We start from the raw sequence: 19,295 nt of genomic DNA on the forward strand, positions 1-19,295 counted from the left end.
TTCACTTCGGAGACCGGCGTGGCATTCCTTCTGTGGCACGGACTCCGCGACAGCGTTCGGCGCCACCCCGACCGCGTGGCGGTGGAGTGGCGCACGGAACGCCTGACATACGCGGAGCTCGACGCCCGGAGCGATGCCGTGGCCGCACGGCTGCGTGCGGCAGGCATCGGGCCCGGCCACCGCGTCGGGCTGTACGCGCTCAAGACGCATCGCAGCCTGGTCGCGATGCTGGGGATTTCCAAGAGTGGGGCGGCCTATGTCCCCATCGATCCGCACGCTCCCACGGCGCGCGCGGCCTTCATCCTTGGCGACTGCGCCGTCTCGGCCGTGTTCGCGAGCGCCGATCGGCTGGAGGCGCTGCACGAGCATCGTGAGACGCTGCCCTCGCTGCGGCTGGCCGTCGTGATGGATGAGGCCGAGGCGTCGCGCGCCGCCGAGTGGCTCGATGTGACGCGCCTCTCTGCGCTGCCCGACGCAGATGGACCACAGGGTGTGGCCGCCACGGAGACGGATCCGGCCTACCTCCTCTACACGTCGGGCTCCACCGGCAAGCCGAAGGGCGTGATCATCACGCATCGGAATGCATTGACATTCATTGACTGGGGTGTGGAGACGTTCGCGGTGCAGCCGGAAGACCGGCTCTCCAGCCACGCTCCGCTGCACTTCGACCTTTCGGTCTTCGACATCTACGCCGCACTCTTTGCCGGCGCCTGCGTGGTGTTGGTGCCCGATCAGGTGGCGCCGTTCCCCGGACATCTCGCCAAATGGATTCGCGAGCGCGAGATCAGCATTTGGTACTCGGTGCCCTCGGCGCTCGTGCGGATGCTGCTGCACGGCGACCTCGCGGGCCGTGACTATCCGGCGCTCCGCACGCTGCTCTTCGCGGGCGAGGTGTTCCCGCAGAAGTACCTGCGCGAGGTGATGCGGGCCCTCCCGAAGACCGCGTTCTTCAATCTCTACGGCCCCACCGAGACCAACGTCTGCACCTGGTATGCGCTGCCGCGCGAGCTGGACCCGGAGTCGACGGCGATCCCGATCGGTGTGGCCTGCGCCAACACCGAGGTCTTTGCGGTCGGCGCCGACGGCCAGGTCGTGGCCGACGGCGAGGAGGGCGAGTTGTTGGTGCGCGGCGGCACGGTGATGGCGGGCTACTGGGGCCTGCCCGAGCGCACCGCACAGTCGCTGGTGAAGAACCAGCTCCAGCCCGCCTTCGACGACCGTGTGTACCGCACGGGCGACATCGTACGGCGCGACGCCGACGGCAACTACTGGTTCGTCGGCCGCCGCGACCACATGGTGAAGTCGCGGGGCTATCGAATCGAACTCGGTGAGGTCGAGGCGGCGCTGCACGCGCATCCCGCCGTCCGCGAGGCCGTCGTGATCCCGGTGGCCGACGACGAAGTCGGCGCACGACTCCGCGCCGTTCTCGCCCCGAACGAACAAGGGGCGCCCTCGGCCGAAGACCTCCACGCATTCTGCATGCGTCGGTTGCCTCCGTACATGGTGCCGGAGAGCTTCCTCCTGTTGCCGGAACTTCCCAAGACCTCGACCGGCAAGACGGACCGCCAGGCGCTGCACACCACCCTTACCGCGAACGCGGAGCATTCATGACGATCAAGCAGGAACTCGTGACCTTCATCGAGACGCACCTGGTCGGCGACGACCTCGGCGCGCCACTCACTGACGATACGGACCTCATCGAGTCGGGCATCGTGGACTCCATGGGTCTCATGCGCATCGTGACCTTTCTCGAGGACCGCGCCGGTGTGCGCGTCCCCGACGATGAGGTAGCGCCCGACAACTTCGCGACGATCACCGCCATCACGGAGTTGACCGAGCGGCTGCGCGCCCGCAAGGGGTGAGCACTCGCGTCGGGCCCTTCCCAGGCGATGGCGCCGCGTGGAATGCGTTTGCCGCCGCCCAGGAAGGCTTTACCGCCTTCCATCGCGCGGAACTGATTGACGTCATCGAGTCGGTGTTCGGCCACAAGTGCCACCGGCTCGCCGCGCTCGATGCCGAGGGACGCGTCAGCGCCGTCCTACCGCTGGTGCGGGTGCGGAGCCCGATCTTCGGGCACTTCCTCATCTCGATGCCGTTCGTGAGCTACGGCGGGCCGCTCGGCAGTGCCGAGGGGATCGCGGCACTCAGTGCGCACGCCCGCTCTCTCGCAACCGAGACGCGCGTGGGGTTGCTGGAGCTACGCTCCGCGGTACCGCTGCCGCTCGACTGGCAGGTCTCGCACCGCAAGATCACCGTGGTGCTGCCGTTGATCGCGGGTGACTCGACCGCGACGTTCAACACGCTCAAGAGCAAGCTGCGCAGTCAGGTCCGGCGGCCAGAGAAGGCGGGGGTCACCGTGCGGTTCGGGCCGGACCAAGTTGACGCCTTCTACAAGGTGTTCGCGCGTCATATGCGCGACCTTGGCACGCCGGTAATGCCGCGCGAATGGTTCCGGGCGCTGGCGCGCGCGTATGGCGAGGACTTCTGGGTCGGTTGCGCCTATCTGGGAGAGGAACCGATTGCCTGCGGCGCCGGCTTTCGTTGGGGCGGGGAGTTCGAGATCACCTGGGCGTCCGCACTCCGCGCGCACAGCGCGATTTCGCCGAACATGGCACTGTACTGGGGCTTCATCGCGCGGGCGGCAGAGGCCGGACTGGAGCGTTTCAACTTCGGGCGTTGTACGCCCGGAAGCGCCACGCACCGGTTCAAGGCGCAGTGGGGCGCCGTGGACGAACCACTCTACTGGTATCAGGGCGACGACGAGGTCGAGTCGGCTACGCCGACGGCGGGCTCCGGTGCCTTCGGTCTCGCATCCAGAGTGTGGCAGCGCTTGCCGCTCGCGGTGGCCTCCGCGCTGGGCCCGCGGATCGTCCGCTACATCCCCTGACGCGGACGCGCCGCGGCGGCGTAGACAGCTCGCACGCGCTCCAGCCAGCGGTCCAGGCTAAGCTGCGATTCCAGGTGCTCGGCCGCGCGTGTCGCGCGCCGCGAGGCTGCAACAGGGTTGTCGAGCGTCTGACGCACGGCGGCGCCTAGCGCCGCGACGTCGAGAGGCGGCACCAGCAGGGCGGCGTCGGTTGGCAGCAGTCCGGGAACCCCTCCCACCGCAAACGCCACGACCGGGACGCGGGCGGCCACGGCCTCGAGCAACACCATCGGCGTCCCCTCGATGCGAGAGGACAGTACGAGCGCGTCGAACGCCGGCAGCAGCGCGGCAGCGTCGTCACGAAACCCGACGAGGCGCACGCGTGCTGCGTCAGCCGCCGGCCATGCTGCGAGCAAGCTTTCAACGCGCGGGCGCTCAGGACCTTCTCCCACGATGATGGCGGTCTCGTCGTCGCGGAGCGCACGCAGCGCCCCGATCAACAAGTCGGGCCCTTTCTCCGGGCTAAGCCGGCCAATCCACCCCACGGCTTTCGCCGTTTCGTCGAGCCCAAGGGCGCGCCGTGCCTCCGTCCGCGTGAGGGTGGCCTGCGGACCGAACCCGTTCTGCACCTGATGCAGGCGATCACGGGACACGCCGCTTGCCAGCAGCTGTCGCTCAATCACGTCGGAGACGGCGATCACGCCGTCAAAGCGCCGGAGCACCCAGCGGTCCACGGCGTCGTAGATGCGCTCCTTCCAGTTTCGCCCGAGGTAGCCGTGGACCGTGGCCACCAGCGGAACCCGATGCTGCTTCGCAGCCAAGTACGCGACGACGGTCCCGTGGTAGCCGTGCGTGTGCACGACGTCCGCGCCCAGCGACCGCACCAATGCGGCGACGGCGCGCCCCTCCGCCCGATACTGCCGCCGGCCGCAACGCACTTCCTCCACCGTGACGCCCTGCGCGCGCAACCTGGTGGCCATAACGTGCGGCGGCGCTCCGGGCGGCGCGACCTGATTGATGATCACCACGCAGGTGTTGGCCGCGTCAGCTGCCGCGAGCGCCATCACCACCGACTCCGCACCGCCCGCCGGCGAGGGCGCGATGACGTGGACGACGCGCGGCGGTCGTGTCACTGCGGAGCGACGGAGTTCCAGATGTCCTGCAGACGGTCGGCGTGCACCGTCGCGCCGTGCCGTGCCTCGACCGCGTCACGCAGCTCGCGGCGCGCGAGGGGATCCGGCGCCGCAGTCAGGATCGATGCGCAGGCCTCGGCGAAACGACGTGGTTCGTCGGCCCGCAGGATGCCCGGCAGATCGTGGCCCTCCGCGCCGATGCTTGTCGCCACGACGGGACATCCAACGGCAAGGCTCTCGGGAATCTTGATCCGTACGCCCCCGCCCTGCAGCAGCGGCGCGATGGACAACCGGCTCGATGCAAAGAGGTCCAGGGCCTGTGCTTCCGGCGGCAGGAGCTCGATGCCCGGCTTGCCCTGCAGCCACTCGCGCTGCGCCGCCCCGCGCGCCAGCACGGCCAGGGTCGCGTCCGGTACGACCGCGCGCAGGCGTGGCCAGACCTCGTCCACGAACCAGCGCAGTCCGACTTCGTTGGGCGCCCAGTCCAGCCCGCCCACGAACGCCAGCTGCTTGGCGGCGACGGCACCACCCGACACGCGGTCATACCGGCTCATCAGCAGCGAACAGGGCATCAGCTCGCTACGCGCATCCGGTGCGTGCTTGCGCGCCCAGGCCAAGTCCACGTCGGAGATGCAGAGCGTCATCGCGCAGGCGCGCATCGCGTCCGCTTCCGAGCGGTCCGCGGTGCGGCGCAGCATCGCGCCGAGCGGACCGGGGAGTCCCGCGCGACGCCCGAGCAGCACCGCCTCGATGTTGTGCGAGCGATAGACGACCGGTGCACCGTATCGACGACCCAGCGCCAGGGCGATATCCACGAGCGGCAGGTGCTCGACGTGCACGACCGTCGGATGGAAGTTGCGCTCGCGCACGGCGGCGTCCACGCTCGCCACGGCGGCCGCGTTGTCAAAGCGTACGCGCAGCGGTGTCGTGCGAAAAAGCAGCGCCTTGGCGACCGAGAGCCAACGCGGCACGCCTTCGAGGCCAAGCTGGACGCCGTCGAGGCCCTCGGGCGGCACCGGCACGAGCCCCTCGGGCGGCCGACGCAGGAAGATGGGCAGCAGACGCACCGTGCCGCGTGCAAGCAGGCCCTCCAGCTGATCGGCGATCACGACGCTGCTGCCGTTCTCGCGGCACCACGGTTCGACTGGCGCGAGAAAGAGCACTTCCGGCGGGCGTTGGGCAGGAGCCATCAGGCCGTCTCGACGAAGTTGCGGTGGGCGAGTGCGACGTCCAACGCGAAGGTGATGGTGGCGTAGTGCCCGGCGGCACCGGCGGCGTAGGCGTCCAATGCGGCCGTGAGGCGCGCGGTGTCGAACAGGCCGGCTTCGCGGATGCGCTGGGAGCCGACGAGGTCACGCAGGTACTCCCGCAGCGTGACGCGCAGCCAGCGTCGCGACTCGCGGAAGTCGTGCAAGGCGGGCAGGCCCGTCGTGCGCATCACTGAACGCAGCGCGCCGTCGTCGAGTCCACGGGCGCGCGCATACATGCCCACGAGCGTCGCCGCGCCCCACGCCATGCCCGGCAGTGAAACGCCACCGGTCGGGCGCCAGCCCCAGTTGATGGGATACTCAGCCGCGAAGCCGCCGATCTGCGCGACGAGCCGTCGCTGGAACGAGCGGGAGGCTGGCTCCCCGAAAAAGCGGTGCCGCAGATCGCGAAGGCGCAGGCGCAGCGCCGAGCGCGACGCCACGTCGTGCATCGCCGCGGCGCGCTGTGCCAACGTGTCTATGAGCGCGCGGCTCGCGTACGGCGTCTGCTGCACCGCGAAGTGACTGCCGACGGAGAAGTTGCCCACCAGCGTCGAGGGAATCTCCTGCTGCAGGATGAACGTGATGGCCTCGCGCGGGCCGGCGTCGAGCTGGTCGATGAGCCAGTGACTGCTGGACGTAGTCGACTCGGTGCGCAGCGCGGGACCCAGCACCTCGAGGTCGGCGCCGCGCACGGACACGCCCTCGGTGCCACCACGTCCGATCTGGTTGCCGAGATTGCCCGAGAGCCGTGCACCGAAGCGACCGGCCAAGACGTCGTAGAGGTAGACCTCGGGGGCCTGCCCCAGGCTTTCCAGGCCACCGGAGAGCAGACTCGCTCGGTCCATCAGCGACGGTAGGTCACGCTCGAAGGCGTCGCCGATCTCGATGGCCGTGTGGGCCACGCCGTAGTGGCGACAGAGTGTTGCGGCGACTCGCGCGTCCAGTGAGGGCCGTGGGCCAGTGATGGTGCAGCCCGGCACCAGTCGGCCCGCCGCGGCAAGTGAGGAAAAGACGGCGCGCGTGTCGAGCCCAGCGGTCAGCGAGAGCACGGACGTCGACACGTCGATGCGCTCGACAGCCTCGCGGAAGGCACTCTCCTGCGCCGCGAGCAACTCGTCGCTGCTGACCGCGCGCGCAGCCGGCAGCTCCCAGGCCGCGGAGGTGGCGACCCGGCCTTGGGCATCGAGCGTCAGCCGCGCGCCGGCCGGCGCAAGCCGAAGGCCCTCAAACAGGCTGCGATGCTGAATCGGATGTCCGACGGCGCCGAGCTGCGCGACGCCAACCGGATCGAAACGCAGCCGCACACCGGGCACGCGACGCAGCGACGCAACATCGGAAGCCAGCGCCACGACCGCATCGCTCTCGAAGATGAAGACGGGCGGCAGTGCAACGAGGCTGGTGTGCAGCACGAGGCGATCGCCCGCCGGCTCGAGACGCAGCGGCACGCCGGCAGCAAGGCAGGTGTCGGGCGCCTGCGCATCGAACTCGGAGGCGTCGTTGAGGATTGCCACAACCTCCGACGCAAGCGTCTGCTCCCGCTCAACGCCGCGCGGCACCACTCGGACGGAGAGATCGCCCTGGCGCGTCGTCCACGCGACAAAGGAACGAATCTTCATCGCGCGAGCAGCGGAGCGGCCACCGGAAGGATGACGTCAGTCAGCACCCGATGTCCCTCCGGACTCAGGTGCTGGTCGACGACGCCGTGGAGGCGAGTCTCGGCGGCCGCGGCACGGAATGGACCAAGTGCGTCCACCACGCGTAGTCCCGCCGCCTCGAGTCCCTCGCGCAGGACCCGGCTCGGTTGATCGAGGTCCACCGACGCCGGGTCGATGTCGAACCCCTTGAGGTAGCGCAGGAATTCGTCGCTGTGCACCTGCAGTCGCTCCGGCACGAGGACGAACACGGTGGGCGTCCCCTTCGCCTGTGCCTCGTCCGCGAGTGCACGGAGCACAGCGACGGTGACGCCCCACGCCGGCGAGTCGGCCTCGGCCTTCTGGTACCAGCGGGGGAAATAGTCGGCGGTCAGCCCAAGTCGCATGCGCATCGTGGCGAGCGAGTTCTTCGCCAGGATGAAGAGGTGCGAGCGCACCTCGAGGACGTCGTTGACCGGCGCCGCGAGCGCGTCGATCAACTCGCGGGCTGCGAGGCTACGGGGAAACCGGAAGTGCTTGCGCTCGACCGGCACCCGGGGGGGAATGCGCTCCGTCGCTTCACCGATCACGTCGTTCCCCACGAACACCGCGACCACGATCAGTGCGTACGACGTCTCCGCAAGTTCGCGGCGGGCCAGCAGTCGGTACTGATTCGGGCTCCAGCCCGAGACCCCGGCGTTGCGCACCGCCACCGGACGCCCGGATGCGGCTTCCAGTCCGGCCTCCAACAGGCCGGCCGTGGACTGCTCGTACTCCACCTGCAACGCCTCCATGAACGAATCACCGAGCAGCAGCACCTGCGTCGCCGCCTCACGGCGGCCGGTGGCGCCCACGCGGAAGCGGGCGCTGTCGGTGCGCACCGTGACCGTGCGTTCACCGGTGTTCATCTGGGTTTCGATGTTCGGGCGCCGCACCCAGCCAAGCGTGTCCACCGGCTCCCATACATCGGGACGAATGAGAATCAGCTGTTGCGGTGCCGCCAGCCGCACCGCCACCTCCGCCACGCCCAACGCCAGCAATCCCGACACGCCCAGCAACGCGAGCGATCCGAACAGTCGAACCAGTAGGCGCGGCGGCTGGTCGACGGACTCGGTGGCTGGCGAATCGTTCGGCGACGGAGTGGGCTCGGTCATGGGCCTGAAGGCAAGAGATGGCCGGGCCGATACGCCTCAACGGCCGCGGATTCCACGAAACTCTGATGCCAGAGCGAGAAGCACAACAGCGCCCAGAGCACCCCTTCGTGGTTCTGGCGTCCCTCGGCGTGCTCGCGCCGCAGGCGATCGACGACCTCCGGATTGAAGAATCCGAGGCGGCCGATGCGGCTGGCGCTCAGTTCATCCGCCAGCACCTCGGCGAGTTCGTTGCGCAGCCAGGCCGCGGTCGGCCCAACGAAACCGCGCTTGGGGGCCGTGAAGTGTGCCTTCGGCAACCGCGGCGCCAGAGCGCGGCGCAGCAGTCGCTTCGGGCGCATCAGTCCCACGCGGGTGGAGTCTGGCAGTGAGAACAACGCCTCGACGAGCTCGTGATCGACGAACGGCACGCGCAATTCAAGCGAGTGCGCCATGGACAGCCGATCGGCCAGGTGGAGCAGGTCGTCGGGGAGATACGTCTTGTAGTCGAGATACAACGCCGGTCGCACGAGGCCATCGCGAGGTGCTGCGACCCCGTGCCTCCTGAACGTCTCGGCTGCGTAGTTCACGTCCGTCGCTTCCCGGACCGCGTCGCTGAAGATCGGGGCCGTCCCGAGCTTGTCCTGGAGGCTGAGGTAGCGCTCGGCGAGGGAATCCCCGGAGGCACGAAGGAAGCGCTTCACGCGCGCGATGCCCAGGCCGCCGTCGGACGGCTCACCCATCCGCGCGCCGAGTGACGCCGCCGCGCTACGGATCCCGCGGGGGACACGCTGCCACATCGCGGCCGCGGCCAGTGCGAAATGGCGGCGATAACCACCGAAGAGCTCGTCGCCGCCGGTGCCGACGAGTGCGACCTTGTACTCCGCGGCGACACGCTCGCAGAGCAGCCACGTCGGGACGGCGGATTCGTCGGCATGCGGTTCGTCGAGTGCGCGCACGATCTGCGGCAGGATCGTGCGGACATCAGGCTCGACGTCGACGATGCTCAGCTTGAGTCCGTAGCGCTCCGCCAGCAGCGCCGCGAGCGGCGACTCGTCGGCCCGCGCGGCGCCAGTGCCCTGGTAGCGCACGGTGTAGGCGTGTGCACGCTCCCCCGCCAGCGCCATGCTCGTCACCACAGCCGAGGAATCCAGGCCGCCGGAGAGGAATGCCGCGACGGGCACGTCGGATTCCAGATGCGCCTTCACAGATTCATCGAGGCGCTGCCGCACCTCCTCCACCGCGTGCGGATGCGCCTGCGCCCGCTGCGTCGGCACGTCCCAGTAGCGCCGCGTCTCCGGCCGCTTGCTGCGCTCCCAGGTCAGCACGTGACCGGGCTCCAGTTTCCGCACAGCCTGGAACGGCGAACGCGGCGCGGGCAGATATCCCACGCGGAAGTGTGCCTGAAGCGCCTCCCAGTCGAGGCTGCCGCCGGTCATCCCCACCGCGTGCAGGGCCTTCAATTCCGAGGAGAACGCGAGGCCCCACTCGGCCTGCACGACGTACAACGGCTTGATGCCGAATCGATCGCGGGCGAGCAGGAGTCGATCGCGCTTGGCATCCCAGATCGCGAAGGCGAACATGCCGCGAAGCTTCTCGACGCAGGCGTCGCCGAGTTCCTCGTACAGGTGGACGATCGTCTCGGTGTCGCTGTGCGTCCGCATCACGTGGCCGCGGGAGATCAGGCCGTCCCGCAGTCCGCGGTAGTTGTAGACTTCGCCGTTGTAGACGATGGCGACGCTGCGATCCTCATTGAACACCGGCTGGTGCCCGCCAGCGAGGTCGATGATGCTGAGGCGGCGCATGCCGATGCCGACCGGCCCCTCGACGAGCATGCCCTCATCATCCGGCCCGCGGTGACGGATGGCATCGCACATCCGGCGCAAGGCCGCCGCCGCGACCGGAGGGGCCGAGGGCGCGTGCACAATACCGACGATGCCACACATGGTCGGGGCGTCAGGGTGCGCGCGGCGCCAAGAGCCGCGCGATAACGGGCGCAAACTGCTCGGCCACGAGGCGATTGCCGGGGCCCGTCAGGTGCGCGTCGTCGAGGAACTCTGCCGGCGGAACGCTCGGGCGCAGGTATTCCACGCGCGCACCGCGGCCCACATACGACTCGGCAATCCCACGGAGCCGCGCCGCCAACGTATCGCGGTACACCTGGGTCTCCGCCGCATCGTTCAGCCAATAGGCGATCGTTGACGTCTCGTCCGGCGCGTGGTTCTCACGCAGCGACGAGGGCGGGGTCGAGAGTAGGACCACCGCGCCGCGGGCCGTGGCCGAGTCGATCATGCGACGGACGTTGGACTCGAAGTAGTCGGCAGCGTCAGGATAGATGTCGAACCGCGTCGCAGGCAGCGGACGCGCGCGCGCCGTGCTCATCACCAGGGTACGCGTCAGTGCCGCGAGCTGCACGGCCTTGGAGGCGTGCTTGACGCGCGACCACAGATATGGCCTGCCGCGGGCCTGCTCCTCCCGCATGCGACGCATCGGCGCCTCGTAGAACAGCGTGCGCGGATCGGCGTACTCCAGCCCCGAATACCGCGCGCTCCTCACGTCGTTGATTCCGCTGTTGATCACGACCACCTGCGGTCGAAGCGGCAGCACATCGCCTAGCAGGCGCTCGAGCAACTGGTGCGAGTCGTATCCGTCGAAGGCGGCGTTGACCACCTCGATCGCGCGGCCGGGCATGAGCGAATCGAGAAGCCCCGTCAGGTACGCGCCGATGGTCGCGGAGTCGTCCACGCCCCAGCCAAAGGTCGTGGAGCCACCGAGCATGGCAACGCGGAGTCGCGTCGAGTCCTCGCCCGCCGCCGGCGTGACGCCGCGGAATCCACGCGCATTGATGTGCGCCGCCGTCCCGTTGCGGTACCGCACGACGACGCCGGGACGCGGACGATATCCGTGAAAGCCGTGGGGCTCGACAAGGATGGCAAACGGGTCGTACGGCCGCAGTCGCTCCGCCAACTCCGTTCCTGGCCGCGCCACCACCCGGACGAGGACTTCGGCGGCCATCGCCGCCATCGTCATCGCTATCAGAAGGGCAATGGCCGCGAACAGCGCTTTGCGTTGCATAGAGGACATGTCGAGCTAGGAAGCGCGAAGTGCGCGGAGGGTGGCCACGGGATTCCGTAGCGCCTCGGCGAGACTGCGCCGCTGCGTCGGCGTGATGATCCCCGTGGCAAACAGCGCGATCACGAACGCCAAGAAGGCCGCAGCATGTCCGAGGATGCTCGGTACCAGCCCGGCATCGGGCGGCGCGAGGACCTGGCCGAGCCACCAGGCGGCCGCGGCGAGGGCGATCGGCAGCACGCCGATGTAGATGCGCAACGGATAGAGGCGCATCGAGTACCAGCGGATCAGGAAGAAGTCGAGCGCAAAGCCGCCAAGCGTCGCCACTGCGGCCCCCATCGCGCCCCAGCGAGGGATAAAGAGGAAGTTGAGGACCAGGACGCCGACAGCCGCAATGGCGGTGGCCCGGGCGACAACGCCCGGCTGTTCCGCGATGAGTGCTCCCACCTGCGCGACCTGCCGATAGCCAAAGAAGACCATCGCAAGCGCCAGAACCGGGATCGGGCCAGCCGCGCCGTAGAAGGCCTTGTCGGCCACGATGCGGACCACGTCCGGCGAGAAGAGCGTCAGGCCGAGCGAGACGGAAATGAGGGCGATGCTGTAGTAGCGCTGCAGCGAGGCGAGGATGGGAATCGCCGCTGCCCCTTCCTTGCGATGGACCTCGAGCGCCTTCGGCAGCCAGATCTGCCCGAAGGGCCCCGTCACGAAGAAGGGAATGATGATTGCCAGCTTGTAGCTCAGCGAGTAGATGCCCACCACGGCCAGCGAGGCGTACGCGCGGAGGAAGAAGCGGTCGGAGAAATGCAGCACGAAGCTGCCGACCTCCCAGACCACCAAGGGCGCACCAAAGAGGATGAGCTGGCGAGCCAGTGCTGGCACGAAGCGCACACCCGTCTCGCGCAGCAGCGTAATGAGCAGGTAGCCGCCAACCACGGCGGATGAGATGATCGTGCTGTAGAACACCCCGGCGACCCCGAGCCGCAGGATGACCACGAAGATGACGTTGAACGTCAAGGCGAGCCCGAGCCGCGTGAGGCCCGCCGTGACCACGGCGACCGACTTCTGGCGCGCCCGAAGCACGATCATGGGCACCTCGATGGTCACGCCGAGCACGAGGGCGACCATCGCCAAGCGGACGAAGACCGCCGGCTCCTCCGGACCAAGCAGCAGGCGGCTCAGTGGATCCGCCGTGAGCATCCCCACCGCACCGACCGCCACGAACATGGCGAGGAGCATCACGGCGGCCGAGCTGATCACCGCGCGTCGCTCGTCGTCGTTGTCGTAGCGATAGTAGTGCCGGGTCACCGCAGTCCCGATGCCCAGTCCAACGAGCATCGAGATGATGTCCGTGGTGAAGCCCAGCAGCTCCATCACGCCGTACTCGCGCGTCGAGAGCACGCGTGTGTACAGCGGCAGCATGATGAGCCCGGCGACGCGCGAGAGCGCGGTGCCGATCAGGTAGACGGCGCTATGCTTGGCGGTACTCCGGGCGTGCTGCCGTTCCCGATCCCGCGCGTCGGTGTCGGGCGATGAAGCCATCGACTCGCTGTCGGGGCCGCTCAGAAGATCGTGTAGATGAACGGTGCCAGCGCCGAACCCTGGGCGAAGACGAGCAGCGCGCCGACCAACACCATCACGATGATGATCGGGGCCAGCCACCACTTCTTCCGCGCACTCAGGAAGCCGAAGAATTCCGATACGATGCCGCGCTGCTTTGCCATAGTCCGTCGCCGTTGCTCGAAGGGGTCTGTCGAAAGGTCAGAACTGTCGCGAAAGGTCGCTGCGCCGCTCACCTTCCGGGCGCAGATGCCAGTACGTCGTCGCGTTCGGGTCGGTCCGCAGGGGCAGCTTCCCGAAGAGGCGCATCAGCAGGCTGATGGGTGTGATGACCACGAAGAACACGACGCCCATGAAGATCGGCGTGGTGACCTTGGAGATCAGCAGCGCGAGCTTCATCCAGGCCCGCTCCACCGGCCCCATCATCGTCGGCACAAACAGGCCACCGGCGATGAACAGCGCCGCCAGCGAGCCGAACACCTTCATCATCGTGGGGTGTTCGCGCCAGAACGTGATGCCCGCGAGCACCGCGAACGCGATCCCGACCGTAAGTCCGAACTTGCGGCCCTCGGCCGCGGTCAGTCGAGCTGGAATTCCGTGCGCCAATCGGACGTCTCCTTCCACTCGGGCTGCGCTCCCTTTGCCAGGAGGTAGGGGCCGAGTACGAGGTAATCGATGTGCGTGCGCATGAAGCACTGATAGGCGTCGAGCGGGGACATCACGATCGGCTCGCCGCGCACGTTGAACGAGGTGTTCACCAGCACCGCGCACCCGGTCTGCTTCTCGAACTCCGAGAGCAGCGCGTGGTACGCCGGATTCACTTCTGCCGTCACGGTCTGCACGCGTGCCGAGTAGTCGATGTGCGTGACGGCCGGGATATCGGACTTGGGGACATTCAGCAGGTCGAGGCCCCAGAGCTTGCCCTGCTCCGCCGTCAGCGGGATCCGCCGCGACTGCTTCACGGGGGCCACGAGCAGCATGTACGGCGAGTCGGTGTCGAGCTCGAAGTAGTCGCTCACCCGTTCCCGCAGCACGCTGGGGGCGAAGGGCCGGAAGCCCTCCCGGAACTTGATCTTGATGTTCATGTCGGCCTGCATCTTCGGGCTGCGCGGATCGCCGAGGATGGAGCGGCAGCCGAGCGAACGCGGTCCGAATTCCATCCGGCCGTTGAACCAACCGATGATGTTGCCCTGCGCCAACAGCTCCGCAACGCGCCGCGGTCGGTCGGCCTCCGTCATCTTTTCATAGCCGGCGTTCACGGACTTGAGGAAGCCCTCGATCTCGGCATCCGAATACGCGGGGCCAAGGTACGAGCCGTTCATCTGGTCGCGACCCGCCACCACCGTGCGCGGCTTCTCCATCGTGCGGTGCCAGATGAGCTGCGCGACGCCCAGCGCGCCGCCGGCATCACCCGAGGCCGGCTGGATCCAGATGCGCTTGAACGGGCCGTCGCGCAGGAGCTTGCCGTTGCCGACGCAGTTGAGCGCCACACCACCGGCCATGCAGAGGTTCTCGAGGCCCGTGTCGCGGTGCGCCGCCTGCGCCATGTGCATCATGATCCGCTCGCAGGCATCCTGCACCGAGCGCGCGAGGTCCATGTCACGCTGCGTGAGGTGCGTCTCCGGCACGCGCGGTGGGCCGCCGAACAGCTCATCGAAGGCCGGGCTCGTCATCGTGAGCCCCGCGAGATAGTTGAAGTAGCGTTGGTCCAGCGTGAAGGACCCGTCGTCGCGCAGATGGACGAGGTGCTTGAAGATCAGGTCCACGTACTTGGGCTGCCCGTAGGGCGCGAGCCCCATCACCTTGTACTCGCCCGAGTTGACCTTGAAGCCCGTGTAGTACGTGAAGGCGGAATACAGCAGGCCCAGCGAATCGGGCCAGCGCAGTTCCTTCACGATTTGCAGGTCATTGCCCTTGCCGACGCCGATGCTCGCCGTCGCCCACTCGCCGACGCCGTCCATCGTCAGGACGGCCGCCTCCTCGAACGGCGAGGGGAAGAAGGCGCTCGCCGCGTGCGACTCGTGGTGCTCGGCGTACATCATGTCGCCGTCGTAGCCGCCGAGCGCGTCGCGGAGCATCTTGTCCTGATAGACCTTCTCCTTGATCCACAGCGGGCCGGCCTTCAGGAAGGACTTGAACCCGCGCGGCGCCGTTCCGAGATAGGTCTCGAGGATGCGCTCGAACTTGAGCAAGGGCTTGTCGTAGAAGCCCACCGTGGCGAGATCGGCGACCGTGATGCCTGCCTGCTTGAGGCAGAACTCCACGGCGCGGCTCGGAAAGGCGGAATCACCCTTCTTGCGCGTGAACCGTTCCTCGGATCCGGCCGCCACGATTTCCCCGTCACCGATGAGGCAGGCCGCGCTGTCGTGGTAAAACGCCGAAATGCCAAGAATCCAGGTCTTCGAACGAGCCGTCACGTCGCCTCACGAGGAAGTTCACAGTGCGTCGCCCGCAGACGGTGGCGACTCGCCCCACCATCGCAAGTTGCGGACTCTACCGACGCCACCCGATTCGGTGGCGCAACTTGTTCCAGCACAATATCGTACGACGGTTCGCGGATTCCAAGCTGAATGCTTGTCGCGCCCGACTGTTGCGATGGCGCATCGACCCGAGCAGCGGCCCCGCCCGTTCGTCTCTCCCGCCTCTCGCGATTCGACGCTTGTCACGCCTCCTCGTCACGCTTTCACTCGCCGCGATTGCGGTCGCCACGCTCTCTCCCGCGTCAGGTCCCGCACCGGCGACAGGAGTGCTCTGCGTCCTCTGCGGCGAGCTCGGAACCCCAGATCTCCTGGTGAACCTGCTGCTCTTCGCTCCGCTCGGCCTGGGATTGGCGTTGTCCGGCGTCTCGCTGCGTCGAATCGTGGTTATCTGCATCGCGCTCAGCGCGGGAATCGAGCTCGTGCAGCTGCTCCTCCCAGGCCGCGCGCCCACGCTGCGTGACGTGCTGGCGAACGGCGTCGGGGGCGGCCTCGGCGCCGCGCTCAAGCTCTACCTCCCGGCGCTGCTCCGCCCTGCGCCGCGAACCACGAGACTCGCCTGGATTGCCGCGCTGGCTCCGGCCGTGATTGTCGGCGGGTCCGGACTCCTGCGAGCCTACGACGTGCCGGCGGCCGACTACTTCCTGATGGTCACACCACGGCAGCCGCATCTGGCGCGCTGGGACGGAAAGGTCGATGCCGTCACGCTGAATGGCGAACGCCTGACCCCCGGCCCGCAAGGGAATCAGCCAGCCATTCGCGAAGCGCTTCTTGCCGGGGCAGAGTTCGAGGTCAGCGGCGTAGCCGGTCCGACTGCGCCTCGGCTTGCCGGCATTGTGGCGATCGCTGACGACTGGCCGCGCCAGATGCTACTGATCGGACTTGACGGCGACGACCTGGTGATCTTCACGCGGCGGCTGGCATCCACGTTTCGATTCGCCGAGCCTCCGACGCGCTTTCCTGGCGCACTGCGGGGCCTGGCACCGGGCGACTCGTTCGACATCCGGGTGAGCGGGCCCGCCGACTCCGTCTGTGCCTGGGTGGGCGGTGTGGGCCGCTGTGCCGGCGCGGCCGCTGCCGGGAGCTACTGGCAGCTCATCCGGCCGCTCGACGACGCGACAGTCGCCACACGGCGCACGCTCGATGCCGTTGGCGTCGCACTGCTGCTGATTCCCCTCGGCTTGCTGCTGCCGGCGCTCCGCCGACGGCAGCGCGTTGCCGTCGTTCTCGCCGCATCCGGCGCATTCGCGATCTCGGCACTTGCGTCGGGGCTCGACCTCCCGCGCGCAGCGGAATGGGGCGGCCTGCTCACCGGACTGCTGCTGGGATCCCTCTCGCATCGCGTGGTGCGAGGCGAGTGACGAGGTGCGGTGGTCGGTGACCGAGACGTATATTCCCCACCTGCGCGCCGCCTCGCGGTGCCCCTTCTTCCATTAGCTCAGGGAACCGATGGCCCTCTCCGAGAAGCTCCTCGCCAAGCTCGTCTGCCCCAAGTGCAAGGGCCAGCTCGACTACCGGCAGTCCGAGTCCGTCCTCGTCTGCAGCAACTGCCGCCTCAGTTTCGAGGTGAAGGACGATATTCCGGTGATGTTGCTGGCCGAGGCGAAGTCGATCTAGGCCGCGCGCCCGCCGACTCAGGCGGGCTTCTCGTAGGTCACGATGAACTTGTTGGCCCGGTACGGCATCGGCAGCAGGCCGATCACGAAGTGCGCGAGGCGCCGCACGATCTTGGCCGAGGAATCCTTGTCCTCCCACGCGCGATGCACGTACTCGAACTTGCCAACGCGGAACCCGATCGCCTCGAACACCGCGTGCACCTTCTTCGGCCATAGGGCGCGCTGATTCTTCGTCGTCGAGCTGATGCCGAAGATCGGGTTGATGATGTTGAACGCGAACCAGCTGAGGAAGTTGCCGGCGTTCACCTCGAAGGCCACCACCGAGCGTCGCACGATGCGCTTGAGTTCCGCCGGGAGCTTGTCCAGCACCGGGAAGTGGTGCAGCAGCAGCGACGTCCAGGCGACGTCGAAGGCGCCGTCCTTGAACGGCAGATGTTCGGCGTCCGCCACGACGACGTCTACGTTCAGGCCCTTTTCGCGGAATCGCTCCCGCGCCGCAACCACGCCGCGCCAGGTGAGGTCGACGGACGTCACGGTGAATCCGCGCTCGGCAAGGCGAATGCTGTGCGCGCCGGTGCCGCAGCCGAGGTCAAGCAGTTCGCCACTGGCCTTGGGCGGGAAGACGATGTCGTAGAGTTCCTCGTAGCCGTGCGTGATGTGGACATTGCGCATGTCCTTCTCGAACAGCTCCTCGTAGAACTTCTTCTCGGCGACTTGATCTTGCATCAGTGGGGTCTCGGGAAAAGGCAGGACCGCGCGCGGAGCACGGCCGGACTTACAGAGCCTGGTGTGCGCACGGCGCATCCAGCACGCCAATCATGGGCACGGGGTCGCAGCCTTGCAAATATCGGTCCATCAGACCCCGTGGCCAACAACTGCCACGTTAGCGGAGCGAACCGAAGTAGGCTAGGAGATCGTCCAACTCGCGTTCGGTGAAGCTTCGAATGCTCGGCATCGTGGTGCCAGGCACCGCAGCGCTCGGGTCGACGATGTAGGCACGCAACCGTTCCGCGGACCAGCTGCCTCCGGCCGCCCGCAGGGCCGCCGAGTAGGCGAACCCACGTCGCGCCGCGAGGTTGCGCCCGATGACGCCGTGCAGGTTCGGCCCGATGCCGTCCGGCGCACCGTCGCTGAGCGCATGGCATCCGCTGCAGGAGCTGGCGAGCAGTCCCCCACGCTCCACCGGCGTGAGGGAGGGATCATCCATGCTCAGCGCTTCCTGCGGGAACAGATAGACCAGGACATCGTCATCGGTCTTGGCGACGAGGGTGCCGTCGGCCTGCTCCACCAGGTCCCGCACCCGGTGCCCGATCGGCACCGGCTCCACGAAGGTGACCCGGTCGCCCTCGAGGCGCACGCGGAAGAGGCTCTGCGCGGCGAGTGAGGAGACAAGGAGATCGTCACGCCAGTGTGCGAACGCGGGGCCGTTCACCTGGATCAGCTGCGAGATGCCGAGGGACGGCACCCACGCGAAGTGTGGTTTTGCGTAGCCCTCGTGGTGGCCCTGACGCGGGTTGCCGGGCCACGACATCTCGCCGTAGGCCGTGCCGTACGAGACGGCGGGATACCCGTAGTTGGCGCCGTCCGTCAGCAGGTTCAGCTCGTCCCCACCTCGCGCTGCGTGCTCCGTCAGCCAGAGGCGCCCCGCATTGTCCCGCGTGAGCCCTTGGGGATTGCGGTGCCCGATGGTCAGGATTCGGGACTCGCCCGACCCGAGATCCACGACCACCGTCTTGCCGTACGAGTTGCTGCGGTCCCAATACTTCTCCGCGGTCTCGAGCTCGAGTTCACCCTTGAAGCCGCCGATTGTCAGGACGAGATGCTGGTCATCGAGGAGGGCCATGCGTCCGCCGGCGCCGAGCGTCGGATGCGGGCTGACGCCGCCAGGAAGCGTGGACAGCTCATAGCACGGCGACGAGTCGAACAGGGTGCGCCACGAGCCCTCACCCGCCGCACCACCGGTGAGCGCCGACTCGGTCGTCTCGAGGGCCGAGACACGGAGCACATAGCAGTTCTCGTCCGGATTCCACTGGTTGTGCGAGACGAAGAGCCGCAGGCCGTTCGGCAGCGCCTGGATCATGACGTCCTTCACGCCGAACTGGGCGGCGTTGATCAGGCCCTCGATGTCGGGATCAGTCCGCAGCGCCTCGCTGTTCACCGGTACCCGTAGGGCCAGCGCTTGCGGCACGCGGTCCGCGCCCACGAACCAGAGCGCGCCCTCGCGATCGGCGAGCAGCACGCCGTCGCGGAGCGGGGCAAGCCCGCCGTCCCGACCGCCGGCAAAGCCCTCCGGCATCCGCAGCTTGGCCACGCGGATGTTATACAGGTTCGTGGCAATCATCTCGCCGCCCTGCACCGAACTCAGCATCGCCCGGATCCGTACGCGGTACTTGTACGCCACGGCACCGGCGAGGAAGGTCACGCCCAGGCTCGCCATCCAGAGGACCGCAACGAGCACGCGTTGCCACGTAAACAGGGACCTACGCGTCGTAGCCTGATTCATGTCGGATCGTAGGGGGGACGGCCAAAAGTTATCATGACGTGGGGTTATCAGTCCTGCAAG

General features: G+C 67.9%; 17 protein-coding genes. 5 read left to right on the plus strand and 12 right to left on the minus strand.

What is annotated here, in order from left to right:
• The first annotated feature begins 18 nt into the window (after positions 1-18).
• The 3 genes from KF709_05835 to KF709_05845 are packed head-to-tail and all read left to right on the plus strand — an operon-like array spanning position 19 to position 2,887.
• Complete coding sequence (locus KF709_05835) at positions 19-1,611, plus strand: amino acid adenylation domain-containing protein (GenBank protein ID MBX3173912.1); 1,593 nt, start codon at positions 19-21, stop codon at positions 1,609-1,611.
• Positions 1,608-1,862, plus strand: a complete 255-nt coding sequence (locus KF709_05840) for an acyl carrier protein (protein ID MBX3173913.1) — start codon at positions 1,608-1,610, stop codon at positions 1,860-1,862. The genes KF709_05835 and KF709_05840 overlap by 4 nt, the downstream gene beginning before the upstream one ends.
• Positions 1,859-2,887 carry a FemAB family PEP-CTERM system-associated protein gene (locus KF709_05845; protein ID MBX3173914.1) on the plus strand — a complete coding sequence of 343 codons (1,029 nt, stop codon included), beginning with the start codon at positions 1,859-1,861 and terminating at the stop codon, positions 2,885-2,887. Before KF709_05840 ends, KF709_05845 begins: the two co-directional genes overlap by 4 nt.
• Here KF709_05845 and KF709_05850 read toward each other — a convergent pair.
• The 10 genes from KF709_05850 to KF709_05895 are packed head-to-tail and all read right to left on the minus strand — an operon-like array spanning position 2,875 to position 15,056.
• Positions 2,875-3,999 (minus strand): glycosyltransferase, encoded by a 1,125-nt coding sequence (locus KF709_05850; protein ID MBX3173915.1) that lies wholly within the window; start codon positions 3,997-3,999, stop codon positions 2,875-2,877. The genes KF709_05845 and KF709_05850 overlap by 13 nt on opposite strands.
• Positions 3,996-5,189: a glycosyltransferase family 4 protein gene (locus tag KF709_05855; GenBank protein MBX3173916.1), complete on the minus strand. Its 1,194-nt coding sequence runs from the start codon at positions 5,187-5,189 to the stop codon at positions 3,996-3,998. The genes KF709_05850 and KF709_05855 overlap by 4 nt, the downstream gene beginning before the upstream one ends.
• Positions 5,189-6,865 (minus strand): hypothetical protein, encoded by a 1,677-nt coding sequence (locus tag KF709_05860; GenBank protein MBX3173917.1) that lies wholly within the window; start codon positions 6,863-6,865, stop codon positions 5,189-5,191. Before KF709_05860 ends, KF709_05855 begins: the two co-directional genes overlap by 1 nt.
• Entirely contained in the window at positions 6,862-8,034 is a 1,173-nt protein-coding gene (locus KF709_05865) for an SGNH/GDSL hydrolase family protein (protein MBX3173918.1), read from the minus strand. The genes KF709_05860 and KF709_05865 overlap by 4 nt, the downstream gene beginning before the upstream one ends.
• Complete coding sequence (gene asnB, locus KF709_05870) at positions 8,031-9,935, minus strand: asparagine synthase (glutamine-hydrolyzing) (GenBank protein MBX3173919.1); 1,905 nt, start codon at positions 9,933-9,935, stop codon at positions 8,031-8,033. Before asnB ends, KF709_05865 begins: the two co-directional genes overlap by 4 nt.
• A 31-nt stretch (positions 9,936-9,966) precedes the next feature.
• Positions 9,967-11,085, minus strand: a complete 1,119-nt coding sequence (locus tag KF709_05875) for an SGNH/GDSL hydrolase family protein (protein MBX3173920.1) — start codon at positions 11,083-11,085, stop codon at positions 9,967-9,969.
• 15 nt (positions 11,086-11,100) lie between these two features.
• Positions 11,101-12,621: an oligosaccharide flippase family protein gene (locus KF709_05880; GenBank protein ID MBX3173921.1), complete on the minus strand. Its 1,521-nt coding sequence runs from the start codon at positions 12,619-12,621 to the stop codon at positions 11,101-11,103.
• Between the two features lie 20 nt (positions 12,622-12,641).
• Positions 12,642-12,803 carry a hypothetical protein gene (locus KF709_05885; protein ID MBX3173922.1) on the minus strand — a complete coding sequence of 54 codons (162 nt, stop codon included), beginning with the start codon at positions 12,801-12,803 and terminating at the stop codon, positions 12,642-12,644.
• Between the two features lie 37 nt (positions 12,804-12,840).
• Positions 12,841-13,245: a hypothetical protein gene (locus KF709_05890; GenBank protein ID MBX3173923.1), complete on the minus strand. Its 405-nt coding sequence runs from the start codon at positions 13,243-13,245 to the stop codon at positions 12,841-12,843.
• Entirely contained in the window at positions 13,218-15,056 is a 1,839-nt protein-coding gene (locus tag KF709_05895; GenBank protein MBX3173924.1) for a carbamoyltransferase, read from the minus strand. Before KF709_05895 ends, KF709_05890 begins: the two co-directional genes overlap by 28 nt.
• A gap of 242 nt (positions 15,057-15,298) precedes the next feature.
• On the opposite strand from KF709_05895, the gene KF709_05900 reads away from it, so the two are divergent.
• Entirely contained in the window at positions 15,299-16,477 is a 1,179-nt protein-coding gene (locus tag KF709_05900) for a VanZ family protein (protein ID MBX3173925.1), read from the plus strand.
• An 88-nt stretch (positions 16,478-16,565) separates the two neighbouring features.
• Positions 16,566-16,733, plus strand: a complete 168-nt coding sequence (locus tag KF709_05905) for a hypothetical protein (protein MBX3173926.1) — start codon at positions 16,566-16,568, stop codon at positions 16,731-16,733.
• 17 nt (positions 16,734-16,750) lie between these two features.
• Here KF709_05905 and KF709_05910 read toward each other — a convergent pair whose 3' ends face one another.
• Together KF709_05910 and KF709_05915 are read right to left on the minus strand one after the other, a co-directional pair.
• On the minus strand, positions 16,751-17,458 hold the full coding sequence (locus KF709_05910; GenBank protein MBX3173927.1) for a class I SAM-dependent methyltransferase: 708 nt from the start codon (positions 17,456-17,458) through the stop codon (positions 16,751-16,753).
• 157 nt (positions 17,459-17,615) lie between these two features.
• The gene (locus KF709_05915) at positions 17,616-19,190 is read right to left on the minus strand and encodes a PQQ-dependent sugar dehydrogenase (protein ID MBX3173928.1); all 1,575 of its coding nucleotides are present in this window, start codon (positions 19,188-19,190) and stop codon (positions 17,616-17,618) included.
• Positions 19,191-19,295: the final 105 nt, after the last annotated feature.

The organism is Gemmatimonadaceae bacterium (assembly GCA_019637445.1).
Taxonomy (GTDB): domain Bacteria; phylum Gemmatimonadota; class Gemmatimonadetes; order Gemmatimonadales; family Gemmatimonadaceae; genus Pseudogemmatithrix.

Bases quoted from the DNA above. Each gene is read 5' to 3' on its own strand.
- KF709_05840 (MBX3173913.1), top strand. From the start codon at position 1,608: ATGACGATCAAGCAGGAACTCGTGACCTTCATCGAGACGCACCTGGTC.
- KF709_05855 (MBX3173916.1), bottom strand. From the start codon at position 5,189: ATGGCTCCTGCCCAACGCCCGCCGGAAGTGCTCTTTCTCGCGCCAGTC.
- KF709_05860 (MBX3173917.1), bottom strand. From the start codon at position 6,865: ATGAAGATTCGTTCCTTTGTCGCGTGGACGACGCGCCAGGGCGATCTC.
- KF709_05865 (MBX3173918.1), bottom strand. From the start codon at position 8,034: ATGACCGAGCCCACTCCGTCGCCGAACGATTCGCCAGCCACCGAGTCC.
- KF709_05875 (MBX3173920.1), bottom strand. From the start codon at position 11,085: ATGCAACGCAAAGCGCTGTTCGCGGCCATTGCCCTTCTGATAGCGATG.
- KF709_05880 (MBX3173921.1), bottom strand. From the start codon at position 12,621: ATGGCTTCATCGCCCGACACCGACGCGCGGGATCGGGAACGGCAGCAC.
- KF709_05885 (MBX3173922.1), bottom strand. From the start codon at position 12,803: ATGGCAAAGCAGCGCGGCATCGTATCGGAATTCTTCGGCTTCCTGAGT.
- KF709_05905 (MBX3173926.1), top strand. From the start codon at position 16,566: ATGGCCCTCTCCGAGAAGCTCCTCGCCAAGCTCGTCTGCCCCAAGTGC.
- KF709_05910 (MBX3173927.1), bottom strand. From the start codon at position 17,458: ATGCAAGATCAAGTCGCCGAGAAGAAGTTCTACGAGGAGCTGTTCGAG.